12 protein-coding genes are annotated in these 20,001 nt (G+C 66.8%); 5 read left to right on the top strand and 7 right to left on the bottom strand.

What is annotated here, in order from left to right:
- The first annotated feature begins 87 nt into the window (after positions 1 to 87).
- Positions 88 to 867, top strand: coding sequence for a class I SAM-dependent methyltransferase (locus N7607_RS01525; RefSeq protein ID WP_279869428.1), 780 nt, complete (start codon positions 88 to 90; stop codon positions 865 to 867).
- On the opposite strand, the gene N7607_RS01520 is transcribed toward N7607_RS01525, so the two are convergent.
- Positions 864 to 1,502 (bottom strand): TetR/AcrR family transcriptional regulator, encoded by a 639-nt coding sequence (locus tag N7607_RS01520; RefSeq protein WP_192396736.1) that lies wholly within the window; start codon positions 1,500 to 1,502, stop codon positions 864 to 866. The two genes, N7607_RS01525 and N7607_RS01520, sit on opposite strands and share 4 nt — an antisense overlap.
- A 94-nt stretch (positions 1,503 to 1,596) precedes the next feature.
- Here N7607_RS01520 and N7607_RS01515 point away from each other — a divergent pair, with 94 nt between their 5' ends.
- The 3 genes from N7607_RS01515 to putA all read left to right on the top strand — a co-directional run bounded on the left by N7607_RS01515 (position 1,597) and on the right by putA (position 9,963).
- Positions 1,597 to 2,700, top strand: a complete 1,104-nt coding sequence (locus tag N7607_RS01515; protein ID WP_279869427.1) for an efflux RND transporter periplasmic adaptor subunit — start codon at positions 1,597 to 1,599, stop codon at positions 2,698 to 2,700.
- Positions 2,701 to 2,703: 3 nt separating this feature from the next.
- Positions 2,704 to 5,784: an efflux RND transporter permease subunit gene (locus N7607_RS01510; protein WP_279869426.1), complete on the top strand. Its 3,081-nt coding sequence runs from the start codon at positions 2,704 to 2,706 to the stop codon at positions 5,782 to 5,784.
- Positions 5,785 to 6,027: 243 nt separating this feature from the next.
- Positions 6,028 to 9,963, top strand: a complete 3,936-nt coding sequence (putA, locus tag N7607_RS01505; RefSeq protein WP_279869424.1) for a trifunctional transcriptional regulator/proline dehydrogenase/L-glutamate gamma-semialdehyde dehydrogenase — start codon at positions 6,028 to 6,030, stop codon at positions 9,961 to 9,963.
- A 448-nt stretch (positions 9,964 to 10,411) separates the two neighbouring features.
- Here putA and N7607_RS01500 read toward each other — a convergent pair whose 3' ends face one another.
- The 4 genes from N7607_RS01500 to N7607_RS01485 all read right to left on the bottom strand — a co-directional run bounded on the left by N7607_RS01500 (position 10,412) and on the right by N7607_RS01485 (position 15,173).
- Entirely contained in the window at positions 10,412 to 11,089 is a 678-nt protein-coding gene (locus N7607_RS01500) for a DUF4197 domain-containing protein (protein WP_279924010.1), read from the bottom strand.
- A gap of 155 nt (positions 11,090 to 11,244) precedes the next feature.
- Complete coding sequence (locus N7607_RS01495) at positions 11,245 to 13,824, bottom strand: PAS domain-containing protein (RefSeq protein WP_279866776.1); 2,580 nt, start codon at positions 13,822 to 13,824, stop codon at positions 11,245 to 11,247.
- A gap of 246 nt (positions 13,825 to 14,070) precedes the next feature.
- Positions 14,071 to 14,277: a hypothetical protein gene (locus tag N7607_RS01490; protein WP_279866775.1), complete on the bottom strand. Its 207-nt coding sequence runs from the start codon at positions 14,275 to 14,277 to the stop codon at positions 14,071 to 14,073.
- A 92-nt stretch (positions 14,278 to 14,369) separates the two neighbouring features.
- Positions 14,370 to 15,173 carry an MBL fold metallo-hydrolase gene (locus tag N7607_RS01485; protein WP_279866774.1) on the bottom strand — a complete coding sequence of 268 codons (804 nt, stop codon included), beginning with the start codon at positions 15,171 to 15,173 and terminating at the stop codon, positions 14,370 to 14,372.
- Between the two features lie 90 nt (positions 15,174 to 15,263).
- On the opposite strand from N7607_RS01485, the gene N7607_RS01480 reads away from it, so the two are divergent.
- Positions 15,264 to 16,232: a helix-turn-helix domain-containing protein gene (locus N7607_RS01480; protein ID WP_279866773.1), complete on the top strand. Its 969-nt coding sequence runs from the start codon at positions 15,264 to 15,266 to the stop codon at positions 16,230 to 16,232.
- Between the two features lie 10 nt (positions 16,233 to 16,242).
- On the opposite strand, the gene N7607_RS01475 is transcribed toward N7607_RS01480, so the two are convergent.
- Both N7607_RS01475 and plsB read right to left on the bottom strand, forming a co-directional pair.
- On the bottom strand, positions 16,243 to 17,010 hold the full coding sequence (locus tag N7607_RS01475; RefSeq protein ID WP_279866772.1) for a transporter substrate-binding domain-containing protein: 768 nt from the start codon (positions 17,008 to 17,010) through the stop codon (positions 16,243 to 16,245).
- Positions 17,011 to 17,290: 280 nt separating this feature from the next.
- On the bottom strand, positions 17,291 to 19,777 hold the full coding sequence (gene plsB, locus N7607_RS01470; protein WP_279866771.1) for a glycerol-3-phosphate 1-O-acyltransferase PlsB: 2,487 nt from the start codon (positions 19,775 to 19,777) through the stop codon (positions 17,291 to 17,293).
- Between the last annotated feature and the right edge of the window lie 224 nt (positions 19,778 to 20,001).

The following is a 20,001-nucleotide window of genomic DNA, read 5'->3' as shown; positions in this document are numbered from 1 at the left end:
TCGCGGGCCGCGTCTGGCAGAATAGGGCTTCACCCTGCTATCGGCCGCGCGCCGCCTCGATTGAGCGTTTCTTGAGCATATTTCCTGATGAGTGACGAACGGCCTGTAACCAGAATCCGCGCCGAGGCCTTGTTGCCTGCCTATGCCGACGAGGTGCGTGCCTGGGCCGAACGCCTCGACCTGCAACTGGAGAGCGAGGCCGAATTCGCCCTGCAGCTGGGCGAGGAGGGGCTGCAGTTGGCCGAGCTGGGGCCGCAGGCGCCGGGGCCGGTGCGCGTGGACTTCGTCGAGGGCGCCGTGGCGCACCGTCGCCTGTATGGCGGCGGCAGCGGGCAGATGATCGCCAAGGCGGTCGGTGTGCAGCCAGGCGTGCGCCCAAGCGTGCTGGATGCCACGGCGGGGCTGGGGCGCGATGCGTTCGTCCTGGCCAGCCTGGGCTGCGCGGTGACCATGAGCGAGCGCCAGCCGATCATCGCCGCCCTGCTCGAAGACGGCCTGGCGCGTGCCGCACAGGACGCCGAGGTGGCGCCCATCGCCGCGCAGATGCGTCTGCTGCAGGGTAATGCTATCGAGCTGATGGGTAACTGGCAGGGCGAGCCGCCGCAGGTGATCTACCTCGACCCCATGTTCCCGCACCGCGACAAGAGCGCGCTGGTGAAGAAGGAGATGCGCCTGTTCCGCCCGCTGGTGGGCGACGACCTGGACGCCCCGGCGCTGCTCGAGGCCGCCCTGGCCCTGGCCACGCACCGGGTGGTGGTCAAGCGCCCGCGCAAGGCGCCGATCATCGAGGGCGCCAAACCGAGCTACGCGCTGGAGGGCAAGTCCAGCCGCTACGACATCTATCCGAAGAAGGCGCTGAAGCCCTAGGGCCTGTACGCGCGCACGAACAGTTTCACCACTTCCTGCACGTGCTCCTCGGCCTCCTGGGCGCCCAGTGGCTGGGCCACGCCCATCAGCAGGCGGAAGTGGCAGCCGCCCTTGATCAGGCAGAAGAAGTGTTCGGCGGCGTGCTGCGGGTTGTCGACCTGCAGTTGGCCGCGGCTGTTGGCCTGCTCCAGCAGATGCTGCATGGCATCGATCACCCGCTGCGGGCCGGCGCTGAAGAACAGCTGCGACAGCTGCGGATTCTGCGCGCCCTGAGCCACCATCAGACGATGCATGGCCAGGGATTCCTCGCTGTTGATCAGCGCGTTGAAGCCGCGGGCGATGGCCAGCAGGGCCTGCTCAATGCTGCTGTCCGGGCGCAACTCGAAGAACAGCGGCGGCAGCTGCTCCGCGCACTTGGACTCCACCGCGCAGGCGAACAGCGTCTCCTTGTCGGTGAAGTGGCTGTACACCGTGAGCTTGGAAACCCCGGCCTCGGCCGCGATGGCATCCATGCTGCTGCCGTCGTAGCCGTTGTGCATGAACAGGCGCTTGGCGGCTTCCAGAATGGCCAGGCGCTTGGCGGGATCCTTGGGCCGTCCGGGGCCGCCGGTGGACTGAAAAGATTTGTCGGACATTTGGCTTTTTAATACTGGACTGGCGAGTTCGCTATTTTTACTATACCGGGCAGTATAAGTATTCCAAGCATCTTTTTGCGAAAGGTCGTCCATCATGCTCCGTCATGCTCTGTCGCTCGCTGTGCCTCTGTCGCTGATCTCCCTGCTGGTTGCCTGTGGCAACGGTGAAACCGTCGAGGCACCGGCGCGGCCGGCCATGGTGGTGCACCCGCTGCCGGCGGCGGATGCGGTGGATACCTACCCCGGCGAAGTGCGTGCGCGCTTCGAGCCGGAGCTGGCGTTTCGCATCGGTGGCAAGATCACCAAGCGCCTGGTGGACGCCGGTGACCGGGTACGCAAGGATCAGCCGCTGGCCGAGCTGGACGCGCAGGACGTCAAGCTGCAGCTGGAGGCGGCCCGGGCCCAGGTCAATGCCGCCGAGGCCAACCTCAAGCTGGTGCGCTCCGAGCGTGACCGCTACAAGACCCTGCTGGCCCGCCAGCTGATCAGCCAGTCGCAGTACGACACGGTGGAGAACCAGTACCGTGCCGGCGAGGCGCGGGTGAAGCAGATCAAGGCCGAGTTCGACGTGGCCAACAACCAGGCCGGCTACGCGGTGCTGCGCGCCTCCCAGGACGGCGTGGTGGCGCGGCGCCTGGCCGAGGTGGGGCAGGTGGTCGCCGCCGGCCAGACCGTGTTCACCCTGGCTGTCGACGGCGAACGCGAGGTGCTGATCAGCGTGCCCGAGCAGTCGCTGGAGCGCCTGCGCATCGGCCAGGAAGTCAGCATCGAGCTGTGGTCGCAGCCGGACAAGCAATTCCCCGGGCGCATCCGCGAGCTGTCGCCGGCCGCCGACGCCCAGTCGCGCACCTTCGCCGCCCGCGTCACCTTCAGCGACGCCAAGGTCAAGGCCGATGTGGGGCAGAGCGCCCGCGTGGCGATCAAGGCCGACGGCGAGGTGCCGCTGTCGGTGCCGCTGTCCGCACTCAGCGCGGAGAAGGGCAAGCCGTTCGTCTGGGTCATCGATCCCAAGGAATCCAAGGCCGTGCGCACTCCGGTGCGGGTCGGCGCCTACGGCCAGGAGCGCGTATCGATCCTGGAAGGCCTGAAGGAGGGCGACTGGGTTGTCGCCGCCGGTGTGCACGTGCTGCTCGATGGGCAGAAGGTGCGCCCGGTGGATCGCGACAACCGCCTGGTTGCACTGGCGCACAAGGAGTAAGCCATGTCCTTCAACCTGTCCGAATGGGCGCTGCGCAACCGCAGCATCGTGCGTTACCTGATGCTGGTGCTGGCGGTGATCGGCGCGCTGTCCTACACCAAGCTGGGCCAGAGCGAAGACCCGCCGTTCACCTTCAAGGCCATGGTCATCCGTACCGACTGGCCGGGCGCCACTGCCGAGGAAGTCTCGCGGCAGATCACCGAGCGCATCGAGAAGAAGGTGATGGAGACCGGTGACTACCACTTCATCAACTCCTATTCCCGCCCGGGCGAGTCGGTGGTCACCTTCATGGCCCGCGACGACATGGTCTCGAAGAACATCCCCGAGCTCTGGTACCAAGTGCGCAAGAAGGTCGGCGATATTCGCCACACCTTGCCGCCGGGCATCCGCGGGCCGTTCTTCAACGACGAATTCGGCACCACCTTCGGCAACATCTACGCGCTCACCGGTGAGGGCTTCGACTACGCGGTGATGAAGGACTACGCCGACCGCCTGCAGCTACAGCTGCAGCGGGTCAAGGACGTGGGCAAGGTCGAGCTGCTCGGCCTGCAGGACGAGAAAATCTGGATCGAACTGTCCAACGTCAAACTGGCCACCCTCGGCCTGCCGCTGGCGGCCGTGCAGCAGGCGCTGGACGAGCAGAACGCGGTGGCCTACTCGGGCTTCTTCGAAACGCCGACCGACCGCGTGCAGATGCGCGTGTCCGGGCGCTTCACCTCGGTCGACGAGATTCGCGATTTCCCCATCCGCGTCGGCGACCGTACCTTCCGCCTCGGCGACGTGGCCGAGGTGCATCGCGGTTTCAACGATCCGCAGGCGCCGCGCATGCGTTTCATGAGCCAGGACGCCATCGGCATCGCCGTGTCGATGAAGGCCGGCGGCGACATCCTGGTGCTGGGCGAGGCCCTGGAGCACGAGTTCGCCCGCCTGCAGCAGACCCTGCCGGTGGGCATGGAGCTGCACAAGGTGTCCGACCAGCCGGCGGCGGTGAAGACCGGCGTGGGCGAGTTCGTCCAGGTGCTGGTCGAGGCGCTGATCATCGTGCTGCTGGTCAGCTTCTTCTCTCTCGGCCTGCGTACCGGCCTGGTGGTGGCGCTGTCCATCCCGCTGGTGCTGGCGATGACCTTCGCCCTGATGCACTACTTCGGCATCGGCCTGCACAAGATTTCCCTCGGTGCGCTGGTGCTGGCGCTCGGGTTGCTGGTGGACGACGCGATCATTGCGGTGGAGATGATGGCGATCAAGATGGAGCAGGGCTACGACCGCTTCCGGGCGGCCAGCTTCGCCTGGACCAGCACGGCCTTCCCCATGCTCACCGGCACCCTGATCACCGCCGCCGGCTTCCTGCCGATCGCCACCGCGCAATCCGGCACCGGCGAATACACCCGCTCGATCTTCCAGGTGGTGTGCATCGCCCTGCTGGTGTCCTGGGTCGCCGCCGTGGTGTTCGTGCCTTACCTGGGCGACCGCCTGCTGCCGGACCTGGCCAAGCTGCACGCGAAGAAGCATGGCGGCAACCCGGAAGGGCATGACCCCTACTCGACCACCTTCTACCAGACCGTGCGCGAAGTGGTGGAGTGGTGCGTGCGCCGGCGCAAGACGGTGATCCTGGTCACCATCGGCCTGTTCGTCGCCTCCATCGTGCTGTTCCGCTTCGTGCCGCAGCAGTTCTTCCCGGCCTCCGGCCGCCTGGAGCTGATGGTCGACATCAAGCTCACCGAGGGCTCATCGCTCAAGGCCACCGAGGAGCAGGTCAAGCGCCTGGAAGCCAAGCTCAAGGACCAGCCGGGCATCGACAACTACGTCGCCTACGTCGGCAACGGTTCGCCGCGCTTCTACCTGCCGCTGGACCAGCAACTGGCCGCGACCCGCTTCGCCCAGTTCGTCATCCTGGCCAAGAGCATCGAGGATCGCGAGCGGCTGCGGACCTGGCTGATCGAGGTGATGAACGAGGACTTCCCGTTCGCCCGTACCCGCGTTTCGCGCCTGGAGAACGGCCCGCCCGTGGGCTTCCCGATCCAGCTGCGGGTCAGTGGCGAGCACATCGACGAAGTGCGCGCCATCGCCCGCCAGGTGGCAGCCAAGGTGCGCGAGAACCCACACGTGTCCAACGTGCACCTGAACTGGGAAGAGCCGAGCAAGGTCGTCTACCTCAACATCGACCAGGAGCGTGCTCGTGCCCTGGGCGTGAGCAGCGCCGACCTGTCGCAGTTCCTGCAGAGTTCGCTGACCGGCTCCAGCGTCAGCCTGTTCCGCGAGGACAACGAGCTGATCGAGATTCTCCTGCGCGGCACCGTGCGTGAGCGCCAGGCCCTGGAGTTGCTGCCGAGCCTGGCGGTGCCGACCAGCAGTGGCCAGAGCGTGGCCCTGTCGCAGATCGCCACCCTGGAGTACGGCTTCGAGGAGGGCGTGATCTGGCATCGCGACCGCCTGCCGACCGTCACCATCCTTGGCGACATCTACGGCAACGAACAGCCAGCAAGCCTGACCAAGCAGATCCTGCCGACCCTGGAGCCGATCCGCGCCGAGCTGCCCAGCGGCTACCTGCTGGAAGTGGGCGGCACGGTGGAGGATTCGACCCGTGGGCAGAAGTCGGTCAACGCCGGCATCCCGCTGTTCATCCTGGTGGTGCTGACCCTGCTGATGCTGCAGCTGAAGAGCATGTCGCGGGCGGCCATGGTGTTCCTCACCGCGCCGCTGGGGCTGATCGGCGTGACCCTGTTCCTGCTGGTGTTCCAGCAGCCGTTCGGCTTCGTTGCCATGCTGGGCACCATCGCCCTGTCCGGCATGATCATGCGCAACTCGGTGATCCTGGTGGACCAGATCGAACAGGACATCGCTGCCGGCCTGGATCGCTGGCACGCGATCATCGAGGCCACCGTGCGGCGCTTCCGTCCCATCGTGCTGACCGCCCTGGCGGCGGTGCTGGCGATGATCCCGATGTCGCGCAGCGTGTTCTTCGGGCCGATGGCGGTGGCCATCATGGGTGGCCTGATCGTCGCCACGGCCCTGACCCTGCTGTTCCTGCCGGCGCTGTATGCGGCCTGGTTCAGGGTCAAGGAGAGCGAGCCGCAGCTACGCTGAGGTTGCAAGCGATGATGAAAAGCCCGGCAACTGCCGGGCTTTTTCATGGGCGCTCGATCGTCGGTTTGCGCCGCAGCCTGGTTTGGTGCGGCTAAGGTTGTCTGTAGTCAGTATCGTTTCCTGGTTGCACTGGGTTATGCCTCTCGTCGGAGATATGGGTTGCACTTAGTTGCACCATTGTTGTCGGGAGGTTTACTCTTCGGTCACGCGCGCCAACCGCGCACCACTCAGACAGGATTACCGATGGCCACCACCACCCTCGGCGTGAAACTCGACGACGCCACCCGCGAACGCCTCAAGCAAGCCGCCCAGCAGCTCGACCGCACGCCGCACTGGCTGATCAAGCAGGCGATCTTCAACTATCTGGAGCAGGTGGAAGGTGGTTTGACCCCGGCCGAGCACTCCGGCCTGGCCGCCGCGGCGGGTGAAGAGTCGGTCGATGCGCTGAGCGAGCAGGGCCTGCAGGTATTCCTCGATTTCGCCGAGAGCATCTTGCCGCAGTCCGTGCTGCGTGCCGCCATCACCGGCGCCTATCGTCGTCCGGAGACCGAGGCGCTGCCGATGCTGCTGGAGCAGGCCCGTCTGCCGAAAGAGCAGGCCGAGGCCACCCAGAAGATGGCGCTCGGCATCGCCGAGAAGCTGCGCAACCAGAAGAACGCCGGCGGCCGCCAGGGCCTGGTGCAGGGCCTGCTGCAGGAGTTCTCCCTGTCGTCCCAGGAAGGCGTGGCGCTGATGTGCCTGGCCGAGGCGCTGCTACGCATCCCGGACAAGGCCACCCGCGACGCGCTGATCCGCGACAAGATCGCCAACGGCAACTGGAGCCAGCACCTGGGCCAAAGCCCGTCGATGTTCGTCAACGCCGCCTCGTGGGGCCTGCTGATCACCGGCAAGCTGGTGGCTACCCATAACGAAGCCGGCCTGTCCTCCTCGCTCAATCGCCTGATCGGCAAGAGCGGCGAGCCGGTGATCCGCAAGGGCGTGGACATGGCCATGCGCCTGATGGGCGAGCAGTTCGTCACCGGCGAGACCATCGGCGAAGCCCTGGCCAATGCTTCCAACATGGAGAGCAAGGGCTTCCGCTATTCCTACGACATGCTCGGCGAGGCCGCGCTGACCGAGGAAGACGCCAAGCGCTACCTGGCCTCCTACGAGCAGGCCATCCACGCCATCGGCAAGGCCTCCCACGGCCGCGGCATCTACGAAGGCCCGGGCATCTCGATCAAGCTCTCCGCCCTGCACCCGCGTTACAGCCGCGCCCAGTACGACCGCGTGATGGACGAGCTGTACCCGATCCTGCTGGGCCTGACCAAGCTGGCCAAGCAGTACGACATCGGTCTGAACATCGACGCCGAGGAAGCCGACCGCCTGGAAATCTCCCTCGACCTGCTCGAGCGCCTGTGCTTCGCCCCCGAATTGGCCGGCTGGAACGGCATCGGCTTCGTCATCCAGGCCTACCAGAAGCGTTGCCCGTACGTGATCGACTACGTCATCGACCTGGCCAAGCGCAGCCGTCACCGCCTGATGATCCGCCTGGTAAAAGGCGCCTACTGGGACAGCGAGATCAAACGCGCCCAGGTCGAGGGCCTGGAAGGCTACCCGGTATACACCCGCAAGCCCTACACCGACATCTCCTACATCGCCTGTGCGCGCAAGCTGCTGGCCGTGCCGGAAGCCATCTATCCGCAGTTCGCCACCCACAACGCCCACTCGCTATCGGCCATCTACCAGATCGCCGGGCAGAACTACTACCCGGGTCAGTACGAGTTCCAGTGCCTGCACGGCATGGGCGAGCCGCTGTACGAGCAGGTGGTGGGCAAGGTCGCCGACGGTAAGTTCAACCGTCCGTGCCGCATCTACGCCCCGGTCGGCAGCCACGAAACGCTGCTGGCCTACCTGGTTCGCCGCCTGCTGGAAAACGGCGCCAACACCAGCTTCGTCAACCGCATCGCCGACCAGAGCATCTCGCTGAAAGAGCTGGTGCTGGACCCGGTCGAGCAGGTCGAGCGCATGACCGCGCAGGAAGGCACCCTCGGCCTGCCGCACCCGCGCATTCCGCTGCCGCGTGACCTGTACGGCGACGCCCGTCTGAACTCCGAAGGCATTGACCTGGCCAACGAACACCGCCTGGGCTCGTTGAGCTCGGCGCTGCTGTCGTCGACCAACACCAGCTACGTCGCCGCGCCGATGCTCGGTGGCGACACGCCGAACCCGGGCCCGGCCGAACCGGTGCGCAATCCGGCCGATCACCGTGACCTGGTCGGCCACGTACACGAGGCCAGCGAGGCCGACGTGAAGAGCGCGATCCTCTGCGCCCAGGCCAGCGGGCAGATCTGGCAGTCGACCCAGGCCGCCGAGCGCGCTGCCGTGCTGGAGCGCGCCGCCGACCAGATGGAGAGCGAGATTCAGCAGCTCATGGGCCTGTTGGTGCGCGAGTCCGGCAAGACCTTCGCCAACGCCATCGCCGAAGTGCGCGAGGCAGTGGACTTCCTCCGCTACTACGCCGCCCAGGCGCGTGCCTTCGGCAACGACAGCCACCGCCCGCTGGGCCCGGTGGTGTGCATCAGCCCGTGGAACTTCCCGCTGGCGATCTTCAGTGGCCAGGTTGCTGCCGCGCTGGCCGCCGGTAACACCGTGCTGGCCAAGCCGGCCGAACAGACTCCGCTGATCGCAGCGCAAGCCGTGCGCATTCTGCTGGAGGCCGGCGTGCCGGCTGGCGCCGTGCAGCTGCTGCCGGGCCGTGGCGAAACCGTCGGCGCGCGCCTGGTGGGTGACGAGCGCGTGCGTGGCGTGATGTTCACCGGTTCCACCGAAGTGGCCGGCATCCTCCAGCGCAACATCGCCGGGCGCCTGGATGCCCAGGGCCGCACCGTGCCGCTGATCGCCGAGACCGGCGGCCTCAACGCCATGATCGTCGACTCCTCGGCCCTGGCCGAGCAGGTGGTGATCGACGTGGTCAGCTCCGCCTTCGACAGCGCCGGCCAGCGCTGCTCGGCCCTGCGCGTGCTGTGCGTGCAGGACGACGTGGCCGACCGCGTGATCGAGATGCTCAAAGGCGCCATGGCCGAATACCGCGTCGGCTCGCCGGAGCGCCTGTGCACCGACATTGGCCCGGTGATCGACGCCGAGGCCAAGGCTGGCATCGAGGCACACATCGCCGCCATGCGCGAGAAGGGCCGCAAGGTGTTCCAGGCCGCCCGTGCCGATGGCGACGAGATCAAGCGCGGCACCTTCGTGCTGCCGACCCTGATCGAGCTGGACAGCTTCGATGAGATGAAGCGCGAGATCTTCGGCCCCGTCCTGCACCTGGTGCGCTACCCGCGCGCCGAGCTGGGCAACCTGCTGCAGCAGATCAACGACAGCGGTTACGGCCTGACCCTCGGCGTGCATACCCGCATCGACGAGACCATCGCCCAGGTGGTGGACAGCGCCAAGGTCGGCAACCTCTACGTCAACCGCAACATCGTCGGCGCCGTGGTCGGCGTGCAGCCGTTCGGTGGCGAAGGCCTGTCCGGTACCGGCCCGAAAGCCGGCGGCCCGCTGTACCTCTATCGCCTGCTGTCGACCCGCCCGCAGGACGCCGTGGCCCAGCAGCTCAAGGGCGACAACGTGCACGCCATCGGCGCGCCGGCCGAGCTGGACAAGGCGCGTGCCGCCTTCGCCGAGTGGGCGACCAAGCACGAGCCGGCCGTGGCCGCGCTGTTCGCCCGGTACGGCGAGCTGTCGCAGAGCTACACCAGCCACGTGCTGAGCGGCCCGACCGGCGAGCGCAACACCTACAGCCTGCTGCCGCGCGAACGCGTGCTGTGCTTGGCCGATGATCGCGGCGACCTGCTGGCGCAACTGGCTGCCACGCTGGCAGTCGGTAGCCACGCGCTGCTGATGGAAGCCCAGCGCGAGCTGATCGGCAAGCTGCCCAAGGAGGTGCAGAAGCGCATCGCCACGGTGGCCGACTGGACCAGCCTGGAGGCCGAGTTCGACGCCATCCTGCACCACGGCGATTCCGACCAGTTGCGTGAAGTCAGCCAGCAGGCTGCCCAGCGCAAGGGCGCCATCGTCAGCGTGCACGGCCTGAACAAGGGCGAGACCGACATTCCGCTGGAGCGCCTGCTGATCGAGCACGCCCTGAGCGTGAATACCGCGGCCGCCGGCGGCAACGCCAGCCTGATGACCATCGGCTGAGATCAAGCCCGTGCGCAGCGATGCGTACGGGCGAGATGACCGAACAGGTCGCGCCAGGGAAAGCTGGCTGAAAGCTTTCCCTGGCATGCTGCGCAGAGTGTGTGATTGCGGACGCTTATGGCGCCCGACCCGGCAATGGCGGATTCTCGCCCGCGCCACGCGCCGTACACCCTAGTGGGGGCTACCCGCCCGGTACGCCGCGTTACTCCCCGAAGCCGGACTCGTTCCGGCACCCGGCAGGGCCACAAGCCCGGCCACAAAAAAGCCCGGCATCTGCCGGGCTTTTGCTTTCTCATGTAGCCCGGATGCCATCCGGGGCGGAGTCGCCTGCTTCCCGGATGGCATCCGGGCTACGGTCTCTTTCATCCCGCGATGATCGAGCGAGCTAGCGTAGGGCGGGTGAAACCCGCGTTCGGACCCGCGGGTTTCACCCGCCCTACGCTGCAGCTTACAGCGCGCCAAAAACCTTCTTCGCCAGGCTGGTGGCCGCGCCGGCCGGGTTCTGGCGGATGCTGGCTTCCTGCTCGGCGATCATCTTGAACAGGCCGTTGAGGGCCTGCTCGGTCACGTAGTTCTCGACGTTGGCGCTCTTCGCGTCCACTACGCCCAGGGCCGCGGCCTGGCCGGCGAAGCTGTTGTACTGCTTGGCCACGCCGACCTTGTCGGTGGCCTGCTTGACGATGGGCAGGAACTTGGCGCGGATCTGTTCGTGGCTGGTCTTGTTCAGGTACTGGGTGGCGGAGTCTTCGCCGCCGGCGAGGATGGCCTTGGCATCGCTCACGGTCATCTTCTTCACCGCGTCCACCAGGATCGCCTGGGCCTGCGGTACGGCGGCTTCGGCGGCCCTGTTCATGCTGGTTTCCAGCTCTTCCACCTGCTCGCCCATGCCCATCATCTTCATGGTCTGCGCGGCCTTGCCCAGCTTGCCGGGCAGCTCGATGCGCACCTCGTCGTTGTTGCTGAAACCACCCGGCTTGCCGAGCTGCTTCACCGCGACCTGCGCGCCCTGGGTCAGCGCGTCCTTGAGGCCGCCGCTGGCGTCACTCTGGGTCAGGTCGGAAAGGGACAGGGCATAGGCGCCAGCGGACAGCAGCAGGCCGGCGGCGAGGGTGGTGAGGCGGAGCATTGGGGGCTTCCTTACAGCGATGAGATTCCGGCGAGCTTAGCGGAGTGGGGCAGGAGAGCCAAACCCTGGGGCGGCGTCCACTGGCTGCGCTTATGTGGTTTTCACCGCTGAGCACTGCCATCCCGCAGGCGGCAGGATGTCGGGCCTGGAGCAATTCAGTCCTTGCCGTGCGCCAGTTGCGAGAGCCGCACGGCCAGTTCGGCACGGCGGAACGGCTTGGCGAGCACCTCGAAGCCATGCATCTGCGCCGGCGACAGGTTCGAGTAGCCGGTGATGATCAGCACCGGCAGGTCGGGGAGGCGCAGGCGCATTTCCTGGGCCAGTTGGGCGCCGGTCTTGTCCGGCATGATGTGGTCGGTGACCAGCACATCGGGCGCCAGTCCCGCTTCGATCAATTGAAAGGCCGCCGCCGCCGAAGCGGCTTCGCTGACCGCATAGCCCAGGTCCTGCAGCTGCAGGCTGGTGGTCTGGCGGACCATCTCCTCGTCGTCCACCAGCAGTACCTGGGTGGGCCGTGGTGCCAGTGGGGCGTCGGTCTGTTCGCTGCCTGGGCCCGTCGCCGCCTCGGCGGCGATCGGCAGCCAGATGCTCACCTGGGTACCCTGGCCCTGCTGCGAGGCGATGGCGAGGCCGCCGCCGGATTGGGCGGCCAGGCCCTGCACCATGGACAGGCCGAGGCCGGTGCCCTTGCCCACGCCCTTGGTGGAGAAGAAGGGTTCCACGCAGCGGCGCAGGGTTTCCTCGTTCATGCCGCTGCCACTGTCGCCCACCTTGAGGCAGACGTAGCGCCCGGCGGACAGGCCGCTGACCTGGTCGGCCGCGACCGTGTCCAGCGCGGCGCCGATTTCCAGCCGGCCGCCGTCGCTCATGGCATCGCGGGCGTTCACCGCCAGGTTGAGAATCGCCAGCTCCAGCTGGTGCGGGTCGACCACCACGGCTGGCAGCTGCTGCGGAATCTCGATGGTCACCGCAATCATCGGGCCGATCGAACGTTCCATCAGTTCGTGCATGCCATCGACCAGGGTCTTCAGCTCCACCGTTTGCGGCTTGAGGGTCTGCCGGCGGGCGAAGGCCAGCAGGCGGCCGACCAGGATGCGGGCGCGGTCCGCCGCCTGCAGCGCACCGTCGACTAGATCCCGCGAGCGCTCGTCGTCCAGGCGCCGGCGAATCAGTTCCAGGGTGCCCATGATCGGTGTCAGCAGGTTGTTGAAGTCGTGGGCGATGCCGCCGGTGAGCTGGCCGATGGTCTCCATCTTGCGCGCTTCGTGCAGCTGCTCGATCGCCGCCTCGCGCTGCGTGACCATCGCCGCGACACGCTCCTCCAGGCCCTCGTTCAGCTCACGCAGTTCGGCCTCGGCGCGGACCCGGGCGCTGATATCCATGCACACGCAGAGCACGCCGCTGGGGTTGTGCTGTTCGTCCAGCAACGGGGTGATCTGGTTTTGCACCCAGACTGGCGTGCCGTCCGGGCGGGCGTAGCGCTTGATGACCTCGAAGGGCGCGCCGTCATCGAGCTTGCCTTCGCCTTGGGGGGCGCGGCTGGCCAGGTCGTCCGGATGGGTGATGTCCTGCATGCGCAGCCCGAGCAGGGCCTCGCGCGGCCGGCCGACGATCTCGCAGTAACGGTCGTTGACCCGGATGAATCGCCAGTAACGGTCGCACACGGCGATGCCGGCGCTGGCCTGGTCGAACATCGCCGACAGCTGCGCGGAGCTGGCGCGCAGTGCTGCTTCCGCCCGTGCATGGCTGATCGAAGCCCAGGCTTGCTGCGCGGCCTCCTGGGCCAGGCGCAGCTCGTGCTCGGCGAAGGCGTGGGGCTGGCGGAAGTGAATCACCAGCGTCGCCTCCAGTGCGCCCAGGCGAACGACCGGGATATAGAGCGCCGCGGCCAGGTCGAGCTCGGCGCACAGCGCCGCTTCGCCGACACTCAGCCCGGCCTCGCTGGCGATGTTGGCGCGGGCCACGGTCTGCCCGGTGCGCAGCGCCGCCAGCAGGCCGTTGCCGAAGTCCCGGTAGCGGTGCACGCCGACGGCCGAGCGCACGCCCTGCACGTGATCCTGATGGACGGCGAAGCTCACACCGTCGCCATTGTCCTCGCCGTAGAACACGCGTGCGGCGCCCAGGGCCTCGCCGAGCCGGCGCAGGGCGCTGGCCTCGATCTGCTCCGGTTCGAGGGTGGCGGGCAGCGCCGGGCCGAGGGACAGCAGGAATGCCTGACGGCGCTCGAACTGCACGCGTTCGGTGGTCTCGGTGACGATGCACAGCACGCCGCCGACGCTGCCGTCCGTTTCGCGTACCGCCGAGTAGGACACGTCGAAGTAGACGGTTTCGCCGTGCCCGTGGCGTTCGATGTAGAAGGGGCGGTCCTTGGCCGAGAAGGTTTCGCCGGTCTCGCGCACCCCGCGCAGCAGCGGTTCGAGGTCGTCCCACAGCTCGCTCCAGTTCTCCACGGCCGGGCGGCCCAGCGCCCGCGGGTGCTTGGCGCCGATGCTGGGTGCGTAGGCGTCGTTGTACAGGGCGACGAACTGCGGCCCCCAGAACAGCACGATCTGCGCCTTGGCCGGCAGCACCGTGGCCATCAGGGTCTTGAGGCTGGATGACCAGCCGATGGGTGGCCCCAGGGGCGACTCGGACCAGTCGTGACTCTGCAGCAACGCGCCGATGGTCCCGCTATCCAGCGGGTGGTCGTGTTCCTGAAGGCTGCGATCAGGGCCGTTAGCGAAGAGCAGTTCCATGTTTGTGCTCAACAAGGCAGGAGCTGAAATCGAGCGTGAGTTCAGTCATTCACTATGAAAGCAGAGGGCACGTTGTGTTCCATCTGAATGAGGCGCGGCATCGAGGTGATGCGGCGACTGAGCGGTGGTTGGCCATCTGCAGCACGCGCAGGCATTCGTCCGCCAGGCCAGTCGGGCGTTCCAGCGCAGGAGCCTGGCGCTGCCACGCTCCGATGTGCGGGAAGGTGGCAGCAGTCGCAGGGACGTTCAGTTGGGCGCGTTGAGCGGGCTGCCCTCATCGGGCTTGCTGGGCTGCTCGATGCCGGGGTCGTTGGGATCTCTCCAGTCTTCCGGGCGCTGCCGGTCCGGCGACTGCTCCTCGCCTTCGTCGGGGTAGATCCCCGGCTCGATGGGCGGCACAGGATCCTGCGGGTCGTCAGCGCCCATGGGATTGGCGTAGTGGATCTGGCTCATGATTCACCTCCCAGGCCGAGATGGCCTGTAGGAATTCGATGACGCCGGGCTGCGCGCGGTTCAAGCAATCGGCGGGGCGGTCATACCGGGTCTCAGGCGCGCAGCTGCGTGGACTGTGCGGTGTCGAACGCCAGGGTCTGGCCGTCCTCGGGAATCAGCAGCCTGGCGCTCACCCCCGCGCTGCGCGCCGCGCTGGCCAGCGCCGTTCTGCTGACGGGGCAGTGGCTGATGGCCTCCAGATGGTTGGCCAGCACCATGCCCTGGGCCAGTTGGACAAACTCGATGACCTCCTCGAGCCCCATGATGATGTCGCCACCCAGGTCGAAGCGGGCGCCGCCCGCGGGCACCACGCTGACCTGGGGCTGATGCCGCAGGAGGAAATCGCGCACGGTCGGGGTGAGGATGGTGTCGCCCGCCAGGTAGAGGCTGGGGGCATCGGGCATCTCGATCAGGTAGCCAACACCGTGCTCCATGAGCTTGCCGACCAGCCCCAGGCCGTGGGTGCAGGCGATCGTGCGGATGCTGCCGCCGAGGAAGGGGCTCGGCTGGGCGTGTTGTTGCGGCAGCGGCTGCACGTTCAGGCCCAGCCGCGCGAGATGCGGCGCGTCGTGGGGTGTGCAGATCACCGGAGTCTGCCGCTCGCGCAGCCAGCGCGCGCCGGCGCGATCCAGGTGGTCGAAGTGGCCGCGCTGGCAATGGGTGATCAGGCAGTGGGTGACCGACTCGAGCGCGGCGCTGGTGCCGGCCGGCAGCTCGACCAGCGGGTTGCGCTGCCGGGCGCCGAACAGGCGCAGCGGCGGCAGCGCGTCCTTGGCGGCCAGCATGGGGTCGACGAGGACGCGGTGCGGGCCGAGTTGGAGAATGATGGTGGCGTTGCGGATCTGCTGGATGTTCATCGGCTGTCCCTCTGGATAATGGCTCTATGGTGCCCAGTGGGACGCGGCGCCATAATGGCGGGAACAGACATAATTGATTCCTTTTAGGTCATGCTCGCCGCCATGCGAATCGGTCTCCTGCTGTTTCCCCGCTGCATGCCCGCCGGGCTGTTCGCCTTTGCCGATCTCCTGCATGCGGCCAATCGGCGGAGCGGGCGCGGCTTGTTCGAGGCCGACTATGTCGCCTTGCAGGCTGGGCCGGTCGAGTGCGCCCACGGCGTCACCCTGCAGGCGACGGCTTCTCTCGCCGAGCGGGAACTGGATGCCTTGCTGATCCCGGGCTTCTGGGCGGAGTCGGCGCAGCAGGTGGACGAGGTGCTGGCCGGGCATGCGCCGTTGATACGCGAGCTGTCGACGGGCAGCCGGCGTCTGCAGCTGTGGAGCTATTGCACGGGCGTCGGCCTGCTGGCGGCCAGCGGTCGCCTGGATGGGCAGCCGGCCACGGTGACCTGGTGGCTGGCGGAGACGCTGCGCCAGCGTTTTCCCCGGGTACACTGGCAGAGCGAGCAGAACTGCGTGTTCAACGCGAACACCGCCACGGCGTCCGGAGTGAATGGCTATCTGCCGATTGCCCAGGCTCTGATCGAGCGCAGCGTCAGCGCCGAGGTGGTCCGCGATCTCACCAGGCTCATGGTATTGCCGCGCCCGGTGGTGCCACATCCTGCATTTCAGGGCATGAGCCTGATGGAGCAGGCCGGCACGCTGCTGCGCCAGCTGCACGCCCTGGTCGAACGGCTGCCGGCCGAGCAGATCACGGTGGCGGTGCTGGCGAACCGGCTGGGCATGTCGGAGCGCACGCTGGCGCGCAAGGTGCTGGGCGAGACCGGGCAGGCGGTGGCGAGCTACGCCCGGCGGATCAAGCTGAACCAGGTCAGCGAGCGGCTCATGCTGACGGCGGCGTCCGTCACCACCATCAGTGCCGAGCTGGGCTTCAGCAGCGATTCCAATATGCGGCGCATGTACAAGGAACTGACCGGGCTGACGCCGGCCGAGTATCGCCAGCGCTTCGGGCGGCTCTAGCGCTGGGCTTCTAGGGGGTGCGGTACTGTTCCAGTCGGTGTTGCCAGGATGGTGCCTGTTTCAGCGTGCCGATTGTCCGATTCAGCTCCGGAAGCAACCGGGCATAACCAGTCGGCACCAGCAGGGAGCGTTGATAGGTGCGCAACGGCGGCTGGGCGACATATAGCTGGCTGCGCAGACCTTGCTGCTCCTGGAAATAGAAATCGAGGGTGCGCTTGCCAATCACGGCGGCGTCTAGCCAGCCACGTTGCAGCCGAAGCAGGTTGGCGCTCTCGCTGATGCCTGCCTCGCGGCTGATCCGCTCCTTGCCGAGCAGGTCGTCCAGCTCCGGGTAGCGATGCCCACTGACCACGCCCAGGCGTCGCCCGCCAAGCTGGTCGGCGGAAAGCCTGCTGACCTCGCCCTGGCTGCGGGAGACCAGTAGGTTGGCATCGTCGATGAAGGCCTCCGTCCATAGATGGCGTGGCGCGTCTCTGAACCAGTCGGGGCTGGTGCCCAACACGATGCCGTCGAGCTGGTCCTTCGACAACAGGTAGTCCAGGTGCCTGCGTGGAATCTGCCGCACGACGAAGCGGTACTGGGGCAGGTAAGCGTTCAATTGCTCGGCCAGGTCGTAATACAGCCCCTGCTGGCGCTTGCCATCGATCACATAGGGTGGCTTGTGCTGATAGCTGAACAGGGTGATCTCCTCGACTGCGTGTGCCGAGGCGCATAGCAAGCAGAGGCTCAGCAGCACAAGCCTGAACGACACCTGCAAGCCGGGTAGAGTCCATCTCATTGACTAATCTCCCTGTTCCGGGCGCCGCACCTGCGGAGATATTTTCAGGCGCGTCTCGGAATGACTGCGTAGCTCTGGCCGTCCCCGGCTCAGGATGAAGCGAATGAGACCTACACAACTGACTGCATTGCCCTCCTCATAATTCCATTGTGGCAGACGCGGTCGGACTGAAGGTACTGCCGATCCGCTTGGCGGCTTGCAGCTGTGGCCATGAGGCCTGACGCGCCACTGAAAGCAAAAGGGCCGCATGAGCGGCCCTTCTGCGGTGCTGGCGTCAGCCTCAGACCGGCTCTTGCGCTTCCTCGCCACGCTCAAGCGCCACCTGGCGGATCGACAGGCGAATCTCTGCCGGCAGTACGCGCTTGGCCGCGCCTTCCACCAGTTCCGCCAGCTGCGGATGGTGGCTGAGCTTGCCTTCGCCGTTCTGGCGCAGCACGCCCTGGTCCAGCAGGGTCTGGATGAAGTGGCGGAACAGGCTCTTGTCGAAGAACTCCGGGGCGTTGAGGCCGTGGAGGATCGACAGGCGCTGGGCCATGACCACGCAGAGGTTCTCCAGCTCTTCCGCGCTCAGGGCATATTGCCCGGCGTTGAGGAGCAAGGCGGTGGCCATGTAGAAGCGCTGCAGGGTCTGCACGATGGCGCGGGCCAGCAGGGTGAGCAGGACGAACTGGCGCGAGCTGGGCGCCGGGCGGATGAACATGTCGTCCTCGCGGCGCAGCAGGCCCTGTTCGACGAAGGCCTCCAGCCACTGGTCGACCACGCCTTCCAACTCGTCCACGGACCAGCGGATGAACAGCTCCGACTGCAGGTACGGGTAGAGCGCACCGACGTAGCGCAGGATCTGCTCGCGGCTCATGCGCGAGCTGCTGAGGAAGAAGCTGGCCAGCAGGGCAGGCAGGGCGAACACGTGCAGCACGTTGTTGCGGTAGTAGGTCATCAGGACGGCGTTCTGCTCGTCCAGGTAGAGGATCTTGCCCAGGGCGTCCTTCTGCTCGGCCAGCAGGTCCATGCTCTGCACGTAGCGGATCAGGTCCTGACCATCGCCCTGCGGCAGGGTGGCGTGGGGCGAGTAGGGCACCTTGCGCAGCAGCGCCAGGTACAGGTCGAGCACGCGGGTCAAGGCCTGCTCGTCCAGCGCCAGCTTGGCGGTGGAAAGCAGGGCCAGGCCGACCAGGTTGACCGGGTTGATCGCCGCCGCCTCGTTGAGGTGCTGCGCCACGCGCTCGCCGAGGCGGTTGGTGGTCGCGTTCAACCAGGCCGGGCGGAACTGCTCGCCATGATCCTGGGTGCGCCAGCCCGGCTGCTCGGCGTCGAGGAACTCGGCCAGCTTGATCGGCTCGCCGAAGTTGACGTGAACGCTGCCGAAGCGCTGCTTCCGAATGGCGCCGATGACCTTGAAGATGTCGAAGATCGACTCCTTCTTTTTCGCCGCGCCGCGCAGCTCTCCCAGGTAGGTGCGGCCTTCCAGCACGCGCTCGTAGCCGATATAGACCGGCACGAAGGCGATTGGCAGGCGGTTCGAGCGCAGGAAGCTGCGCAGGGTGATGGCCAGCATGCCGGTCTTCGGCTGCAGGGTGCGGCCGGTACGCGAGCGACCGCCCTCGACGAAGTACTCGACCGGGAAGCCCTTGCTGAACAGGGTGTGCAGGTATTCGTTGAACACCGCGGTGTACAGCGGATTGCCCTTGAAGGTGCGGCGCATGAAGAAGGCGCCGCCGCGGCGCAGGATGCCTCCCACCACCGGCATATTGAGGTTGATGCCGGCGGCGATGTGCGGCGGCGTCAGACCGTTGCGGAACAGCAGGTAGGACAGCAGCAGGTAGTCGATATGGCTACGGTGGCAGGGCACGTAGATGATCTCGTGACCGTGGGCGATGTCGCGCACCGCCTCCAGGTGGTTGACCTGGATGCCCTCGTACAGCTTGTTCCAGAACCAGCTGAGCACCGTCTCCAGGAAGCGGATGGCGGTGTAGGTGTAGTCCGAGGCGATCTCGTTGCCGTAGCGCAGGGCCTGGGCCTCGGCCTTCTCCTGGCTGATCTTCTCGCGCTCCATCTCCTCGCGGATGGCCTGACGGACCAGTGGGCCGTGGATCAGACCTTTCACCAGGTTGCGCCGGTGCGACACGTCCGGGCCGATCACCGTGGTCTTCAGGTTGCGGAAGTGCACGCGCAGGATGCGCTGGACCATGCGCTGGGTGCGCTCGCGGCCCTTGTTCTGGTCGAGCAGTTCGCGCAGGTGGATCGGGGCGGAGAACTGCACGCGGGTCTTGCGCCCGAGGATCAGGATGCTGACCAGCTTGCGCAGGCGCCCGGTGACGGCCCAGGTGTCGGCGAACAGCAGCTTCCACGGGCTGGTTTCGCGGTCCGGCGACTGGCCCCAGAACACGCTGACCGGGACGATTTGCGCGTCATCCAGGGCGTTGCCGTCGAGGCTGGCGAGAATGCGTTGCAGGGTCGGCGGGGTACCGCGCTTGTCGTGGCCGCCGAACCAGCTGGGCGAGCGGGTCAGGTAGAAGAAACCGGCCGGCTCCAGTTGCTCGCCGAGCGCCACCGGCAATACCGGGCGTGGCAGGCCGGCCTTGGTGCATTCCTTGTCGACCACTGCCAGGTCCGCCGCCGAGGGCTGCTGCAGCACGTAGAACACCGGCTTGCTGCGATCCAGGCGCAGGTTGAAGGACGACTGGTTGATGGTTTCCGAGCGTACCCAGAGGTACAGCAGACGACGCAGGGCACCAAAGGCGAGGCGGTGAAGCGGGGAGCGGGTCATACGTGGGCGACTGTGGAAACGAGCAAGCGCTCGGGGCGGCTAGTGTGCCGTATTCGGTGAGCGGCGGCAAAAAAGCCATGCAGTACAAGTGTTCACCAGGCCGCGGATTTCCTGGCCTGCAGACCATCCTGCAACTTTTCCTCATGGCCGTTGTCTTGCCTTGCCGCGGGTCGACTTTTATAGTCCGCCAGCGTTTGCAAAGGCCCCCGAGGTCAGCATGGCCC

Origin of the sequence: Pseudomonas sp. GD04019, assembly GCF_029837695.1 — a bacterium.
Taxonomy (GTDB): Bacteria; Pseudomonadota; Gammaproteobacteria; order Pseudomonadales; family Pseudomonadaceae; genus Aquipseudomonas.
This window is presented reverse-complemented; position numbering and strand designations above follow the sequence as displayed.